This window comes from Streptomyces sp. 150FB (genome assembly GCF_000818195.1).
Classification (GTDB): Bacteria; Actinomycetota; Actinomycetes; order Streptomycetales; family Streptomycetaceae; genus Streptomyces.
The window spans coordinates 6,403,582-6,409,917 of sequence record NZ_JTHL01000001.1 but is presented as its reverse complement, the minus strand read 5'-3'; the positions used below and the strand labels follow the sequence as shown (position 1 = coordinate 6,409,917).

The 6,336-nt window shown below is 70.8% G+C and carries 7 protein-coding genes and 1 pseudogene; 4 read left to right on the top strand and 4 right to left on the bottom strand.

Annotated features, from left to right (window positions below; all coding sequences use genetic code 11):
* The coding region (locus QR77_RS27740; RefSeq protein WP_150130585.1) for a LysR family transcriptional regulator at positions 1 to 258 on the bottom strand (258 nt) is incomplete at its 3' end.
* Between the two features lie 208 nt (positions 259 to 466).
* On the opposite strand from QR77_RS27740, the gene snpA reads away from it, so the two are divergent.
* Both snpA and QR77_RS27730 read left to right on the top strand, forming a co-directional pair.
* Positions 467 to 1,147, top strand: coding sequence for a snapalysin (gene snpA / locus QR77_RS27735; RefSeq protein WP_173476363.1), 681 nt, complete (start codon positions 467 to 469; stop codon positions 1,145 to 1,147).
* A gap of 140 nt (positions 1,148 to 1,287) precedes the next feature.
* A complete protein-coding gene (locus QR77_RS27730; protein WP_150130452.1) occupies positions 1,288 to 1,971 on the top strand; it encodes a hypothetical protein in 684 nt (227 codons plus the stop codon).
* A gap of 29 nt (positions 1,972 to 2,000) precedes the next feature.
* Here the strand turns inward: QR77_RS27730 and QR77_RS27725 are convergent, their stop codons facing one another.
* The 3 genes from QR77_RS27725 to QR77_RS27715 all read right to left on the bottom strand — a co-directional run bounded on the left by QR77_RS27725 (position 2,001) and on the right by QR77_RS27715 (position 5,172).
* The gene (locus QR77_RS27725; RefSeq protein WP_040024778.1) at positions 2,001 to 2,441 is read right to left on the bottom strand and encodes a DUF6304 family protein; all 441 of its coding nucleotides are present in this window, start codon (positions 2,439 to 2,441) and stop codon (positions 2,001 to 2,003) included.
* 137 nt (positions 2,442 to 2,578) lie between these two features.
* The gene (locus tag QR77_RS27720) at positions 2,579 to 3,622 is read right to left on the bottom strand and encodes a family 2 encapsulin nanocompartment cargo protein polyprenyl transferase (protein ID WP_173476362.1); all 1,044 of its coding nucleotides are present in this window, start codon (positions 3,620 to 3,622) and stop codon (positions 2,579 to 2,581) included.
* Between the two features lie 143 nt (positions 3,623 to 3,765).
* On the bottom strand, positions 3,766 to 5,172 hold the full coding sequence (locus QR77_RS27715; RefSeq protein WP_040024776.1) for a family 2B encapsulin nanocompartment shell protein: 1,407 nt from the start codon (positions 5,170 to 5,172) through the stop codon (positions 3,766 to 3,768).
* Positions 5,173 to 5,491: 319 nt separating this feature from the next.
* Here QR77_RS27715 and QR77_RS27710 point away from each other — a divergent pair, with 319 nt between their 5' ends.
* Positions 5,492 to 6,082 carry an N-acetylmuramoyl-L-alanine amidase gene (locus tag QR77_RS27710; protein WP_173476361.1) on the top strand — a complete coding sequence of 197 codons (591 nt, stop codon included), beginning with the start codon at positions 5,492 to 5,494 and terminating at the stop codon, positions 6,080 to 6,082.
* Positions 6,083 to 6,138: 56 nt separating this feature from the next.
* Positions 6,139 to 6,336 (top strand): annotated as a pseudogene (locus QR77_RS27705) (1-aminocyclopropane-1-carboxylate deaminase); the annotation flags it as partial.

The window sequence follows — 6,336 nt, the reverse complement described above, 5'->3', positions numbered from 1 at the left end:
CGTACGCGCCTCGGCGACGAGCGCGGTCATCGCGGCGACGAGCGGGCGCGCTCTGCTCAGTACGGAGCGGCCCACGGGTGTCGGTCTGCAACCGGTGCGTTCGCGGGAGAACAGTTCGGCGCCGAGGAAGTTCTCGATCCGGCGTAGCTGGGTCGTCAGGGACGGCTGGCTCATGCCCAACTGGCGGGCCGCTTTGTGCAGGCTACCGGTGTCGGCGATGGCACACACGGCACGCAAGTGCCTTACCTCCAGCTCCATCCTGTGAGCGTAGAGCGTGCGTGACAGGTCACACCAGACTCCCAAATCGCAGTAATCGCACGCCATTCGAAGAATTTCGCCCAGGGTGATTGGCTGATGCTATCGCCGGTTGGCATCATCCGCCGGGGGTGCCCGGTCCCCGAGACTCTGCGGTACCGAAGCCCGTCCACCACGGAACGGGCACCGGACCGAAGAGGAGTCCCCCCACATGAGACACCCCAAGACGGTCATCTCGGCGATCGCCGGAGTCGGCCTCGGCCTCGCGACCGCGCTCGGCGGCACCGCTGTCGCCGCCGACCACAGCAGCGCCGCCCCCACCGGCGCTGTGGCACTCTCCTCGCCCGCCGCCTCCTCGCAGGCCGCGTACGCGGGCTCGAAGGAAGAAGCCGCCAACAACAAGGCGTTCTTCGAAGCCGTCATGAAGTCGGCGGCCGAGAAGCGCGCCGCCCACCCGGGCGCCGCGGCTGTCACCGTCGTCTACAACGCCTCGCAGGCTCCGAGCTTCTCCAGCCAGATAGCCAGCGCGGCTTCGATCTGGAACAGCGCCGTCTCCAACGTGAAGCTTCAGTCCGGCGGCAACGCCGACTTCGACTACTACGAGGGCAACGACCCGGCCGGCTCGTACGCGAGCACCGACGGTCACGGTCAGGGCTACGTATTCCTCGACTACGCGCAGAACCAGCAGTACAACTCGGTCCGCGTCACCGCGCACGAGACCGGCCACGTGCTCGGCCTCCCCGACCACTACACGGGCCCGTGCAGCGAGTTGATGTCCGGCGGCGGCCCCGGCACCTCCTGCCAGAACACGCGGCCGAACGCGCAGGAAGTCTCCCGGGTCAACTCCCTCTGGGCGAACGGCATCGCGGCCGCGCTGGCCAAGATTTCCTGACCCGAGGCCCGCGCGCGGGCCCACCCCCCACTCGTACGACCGGGGTCCGCGCGCGACCAGCACCACAGGCACGACAGGCACACGGCAGGGGCGTCCCGAATCGAACACGGGGCGCCCCTCCCCCTTGGTAACGTCTCCCGGTGGACTTCGGAATGAACACCGGCGCGCTGCCGGGGAGCGACCCGGGACGGACCGTCGAAGGCGATTTCGAGACGTGCCTGACGGTACGGGCCGATCCCCCTGGCACTCGCGTGCCGCTGGCCGCCTGGGCCACCGCACACGGCCTCACACTCACCCATGTCGTCCTCGACCGTGGCCGCACACCGTCCAGGCCGACGCTCGTCGTACGCGGCTCCGGGGGCCTCGACGAGCACCGCGGCGCGACGGCGGAGTGGTCAGCGCGCCTCGCGCACGCCGGGTTCACCGTCGTACGGGCGAAGATCTCGGCGGCCCCCTGGAACGACGGTGTGCCGGCCACCGACGCGGACGCCGCCGCCTTTCCGGCGCACTGCCACTTCGAGCACCGCATCACGGTACGGCTGCCGATCCCCTACGACGCCCGGCGGCTGACCGTCGTCGCCCAGCGGCACACCGCGCACGTCTCACGCGACGCGCGCCGGGTGCTCCCCGGCGGTATCCAGGAACGCCGGGTGCGGCAGCACGCCCACGGCGTCGGCAGGCCCGGGGCCCGGGCGCTGCTGGAGGAACTGCTCGCCGCCCTGTCCGCCGCGGGGTTCCAACCGGCCGATGTCGAGGAGCAGTTCGTCGTGCACGACGACAACCCGGCCCTGGACAGCGGATGGATCGAGGAGCGGGAGAGCTGACCCCGCGCCTCCGGTCGCTCCCCGCCCTGTCAGGCCCCGACCAGCGGCCTGCCCCCCAGCTCCGTGTCGGCCGGCAACTGGCGCCGGATGCGGGCGAGTGCGTCCTCGAAACCGCCTCCGGAGATGCCCGACGCGTAGGCAGCGCCGTCGCAGTGCAGCGTGAGGCTCAGCTCCGCCCGTCCGAGCGGCGCTCCCGCCTCGCGCTCACCCAGCGTCAACAGGCAGTTGAGCAGGGCGTGATGGGCCGAGCCGTCCGCCGTGACGGGGAGTGGGACGTCCCACTCCATGACGCAGGACGACAGCACCGGGCCGGGACCCTCCGGCTCCAGGGCCGCGAAGTCCGGCCCCTCGTACTCAACTCCCCTGATGCTGGTGCGCACTTGCCGCCCGCTGGTAATGATGGTGATCGCTTCCGCGCCCAGGCGGTCCCGATACCAGCCCGCCCATGAATCCGTTGACTCCGCTGTCATGGCGCGGACTGTAGCGGTACGGGATCTTCTGCCGCTGCCTGGGTCACTGCTTCCGGCCGTACTTCCTCAGCCTCGCACCATCCGTGACCGTTCCTCCCCCCAACTTCTCCGGCCCTCCTGGCCGTTGTCGGCGGGCCTCAGCGAGTACGGCGGGTGACGAACTCCGCGAGCGACAGCAGGTCACCGGCGGCTGCCAGGTCCGGGACCGCGCCCGCGAGCTGATGGACCGCCCTGGACATCCGGTCGGCCGCCTCGGCCTGGGCCCAGTCGCGTCCGCCGGCCCGCTCGACGGCGTCGGCCGCGCGGCTGATCGCCGCCGCGTCCATCGGCCCCCGGTACAGCTCCGCCAGTTCCTCGGCGGCCGGGGTGCCCGAGTTCAGCGCGGCGACGACCGGAAGGGACTTCTTGTGCGCGGCCAGATCGGCACCGGCCGGCTTGCCCGTCCGCTCCGGGTCACCCCAGATCCCGATGAGGTCGTCGATGAGCTGGAAGGCGAGCCCCGCCTCCCTGCCGAAGGCGTCGAGTGCGGCGACCTCGTCGTGGCCCGCGCCCGCGTAGAGCGCACCGAGCGCACACGAAGTGCCCAGCAGGGCCCCTGTCTTGGCCGTCGCCATGGTCACGCACTCGTCCAGCGAGACGTCGTGCGGGTCCCGCAGCTCGAAGGCGCAGTCCGCCTGCTGGCCCGCGCACAGCTCGATGACGCAGGCGGCGAGCCGGGCCGAGGCGGCCGACGAGGCCGGATGCGCGTCCTCGGCGAGCAGCCGCAGCGACAGCGCCATCAGCGCGTCGCCGGCGATGATGGCGTCCGGGGTGCCGAAGACCGTCCAGGCGGTGGCGCGGTGCCTGCGGGTCGGATCCTCGTCGATGACATCGTCGTGGAGAAGCGTGAAGTTGTGGGCCAGCTCCACGGCGACGGCGGCCCTGACCGCGTGGAGCGGATCCCCGTCCAGCGCCCGCGCCGCGGCGAGGACGAGTGCCGGCCTGATCGACTTGCCGGCCCGTCCGGTGGCCGGTGTGCCGTCGGCGTGCTCCCAGCCGAAGTGGTACATCGCCACCCGCCGTACGGAGGCGGGCAACGACTCGACGGTCGAGCGGAGTTCGGGATGGACTGTGGTGCGGGTGCGCTCCAGGAGGGCCACTGCCTCATGGCCCTCGGTGGCGGCGGCATCCGTGCTGGTCATGGTCACTTCCTGTGCTGCTGATGGGAACGGAGAAACCGGCCGGGACGGACGGCAGGACGGGACCCGGGCGGGACCGCCGGGCGGGACGGCGGCGCCGGGGGCCTCGTACGCCCGGCCGTCCCACCCGGAGTGGTCCGCTCACCTCAGTGCCAGCGGCTCACTTCGACGTTCTCCAGGACACCGAGGGCGTCCGGCACCAGGACAGCAGCCGAGTAGTAGGCCGTGACCAGGTACGAGATGATCGCCTGCTCGTCGATGCCCATGAAGCGGACCGACAGGCTCGGCTCGATCTCGTCCGGGATACCGCTCTGCTGAAGCCCGACGACGCCCGACTCGGCCTCACCCGTACGCATACAGATGATCGAGGTCGTCCTGGCGTCCGAGACCGGGATCTTGTTGCACGGGAAGATCGGCACACCGCGCCAGGCCGGCACATGGTGGCCGGCGACCTCGACACTGGCCGGGTTGAGCCCGCGCTTGTTGCACTCGCGCCCGAAGGCGGCGATGGCCCGCGGATGCGCCAGGAAGAGCTTCGAGCCACGCCTGCGCGACAGCAGCTCGTCCATGTCGTCCGGCGTCGGCGCGCCGTCGTGCGGCTGGAGCCGCTGGCCGTAGTCGCAGTTGTTCAGCAGCCCGAACTCGGGGTTGTTGACCAGCTCGTGTTCCTGGCGCTCGCGCAGCGCCTCGACCGTGAGCCGCAACTGCTGCTCGGTCTGGTTCATCGGCTGGTTGTACAGGTCCGCGACCCTGCTGTGGACCTTCAGTACGGTCTGGGCGACGCTCAGCTCGTACTCGCGGGGCGCTCCCTCGTAGTCCACGAAGGTGTGCGGCACCCGCGCCTCGCCGACATGGCCGGCCGACAAATCGATCTCGGCCTCGCCGGACCTGTTGGTCCGCTGGTGCGGCAGCGCCGCCAGCGCGGCCAGGTGGACACGGAGTGAGTCCGCGCGCTCCGCGAGGTTCAGCACGTCCTGGCGGGACAGCACCAGGGCCGTGACCGCCGTCGCCGCGCGGGCGGTGTACTGCCAGGTCGCGTCGCGGTCCAGGAGCGCCTGGTCACCGAAGTACGCGCCGTCGGCGAGGACTTCGAGCACCGTCTCGTCCCCGTAGGGACCGGCGCCGACCTTCTCCACCTTGCCGTGTGCCAGCAGATAGACCTTGTCCGAGACGTCGCCGGCCGTGGCCAGCGTCTGGCCGGCCGCGAACTCCTGCTGCTCGCAGCGGTTGGCCAGCTCGGTGAGCGCCTCCTCGTCGTCGTAATCACGCAGCGCCGGCAATTCCCCCAGCTCCGCGGGGATGACCGTGACCCTCGTACCGGTCTGCACGAACGCGACGCGTCCGTCACCGACCGCGTAGCTGAGCCGGCGGTTCACCCGGTAGGTGCCACCCTGCACCTGCACCCACGGCAGCATCCGCAGCAGCCACCGCGAGGTGGTCTCCTGCATCTGCGGTACCGACTTGGTGGTGGTCGCCAGGTTCCGCGCGGCGGCCGTGCCCAGGCTCTGCTGAGGCGGCACTTGCTCCGTGCGAACCTCGTCACCAACCGACATGAAGTCTCCCCTTCGATCATGTGCTGACCTGCGACCGGAAGACTTCCAGTACGGAACGTCCGCGCGCCATTACACAAATGAGTGGGACTGAATCGCGCAGGACAGGGCACAACACGCAGAAGTTCATCCCGACGGCCCTCCCTCCGGCCCCCGCGCACCGCTCCCACCAGCACTCGGCTGCCCTCGGCCGCCCCGGCAGCCGCTGTCCGGATCGACTCGCACACCGTACGAACGACCGGTGAGCCGAAAGCACGTCGGGTAGGAGCCGGAGTACGAATGGAAGCGAAACGTTCCGCTTCCTCACCGGAAGGAGCCGGCCATGGCCTCCCCCATGTCCGCGGCCAAGTTTCTCGACGCGCTGAAGGACGAGGGGCTCACCGTCGTCCAGGTCGGCGACTGGCGCACCCACAACCGCGACAGCAAGGGCCCCTGGGGCCCGGTCCACGGCGTGATGATCCACCACACCGTGACCAGGGGCACCGACGCCACCGTCGCCCTGTGCAGGGACGGCTACGAAGGGCTGCCGGGCCCGCTCTGCCACGGCGTCGTCGCGAAGGACGGCACGGTCCACCTCGTCGGCTACGGACGGGCCAACCACGCCGGGTCGGGCGACGACGACGTGCTGCGCGCCGTGATCGCCGAGAAGGCCCTGCCGCCGGACAACGAGACCAACACCGACGGCAACACCCACTTCTACGGGTTCGAGTGCGAGAACCTCGGCGACGGCAAGGATCCCTGGCCCGACGCCCAGTTGGACGCCATCGAGAAGGCGGCGGCCGCCGTCTGCCGCCACCACGGCTGGGGCGCCGCCTCGGTGATCGGGCATCTGGAGTGGCAGCCGGGCAAGGTCGACCCCCGTGGCTTCACCATGAAGTCGATGCGGTCCCGGATCGAGGAGCGCCTGAAGTGACACCGGCCTCGGGGCCGCGGCGGGTCTGGCCGGTGCCCCGAGGCGACAATGAGCGGGTGACGTCCTCATCCGCGCCCCGCCCCGGCGGCCGGCGGCCCCGGCTCCCCTCGCCGCTGTGCCCGGTGGACGACGAACGCTTCGACCGGCACGGCGTACGGCTGCTCCTGAAGCGCGACGATCTGATCCATCCGGAGCTTCCGGGCAACAAATGGCGGAAACTGGCGCCCAATCTCCGCGCGGCGACCGCCGCCGGC

Excerpts from the sequence above, each read along its gene's own strand:
- snpA (WP_173476363.1), top strand. The coding sequence starts at position 467 with ATGAGACACCCCAAGACGGTCATCTCGGCGATCGCCGGAGTCGGCCTC.
- QR77_RS27725 (WP_040024778.1), bottom strand. The coding sequence starts at position 2,441 with ATGACAGCGGAGTCAACGGATTCATGGGCGGGCTGGTATCGGGACCGC.
- QR77_RS27720 (WP_173476362.1), bottom strand. The coding sequence starts at position 3,622 with ATGACCAGCACGGATGCCGCCGCCACCGAGGGCCATGAGGCAGTGGCC.
- QR77_RS27715 (WP_040024776.1), bottom strand. The coding sequence starts at position 5,172 with ATGTCGGTTGGTGACGAGGTTCGCACGGAGCAAGTGCCGCCTCAGCAG.
- QR77_RS27710 (WP_173476361.1), top strand. The coding sequence starts at position 5,492 with ATGGCCTCCCCCATGTCCGCGGCCAAGTTTCTCGACGCGCTGAAGGAC.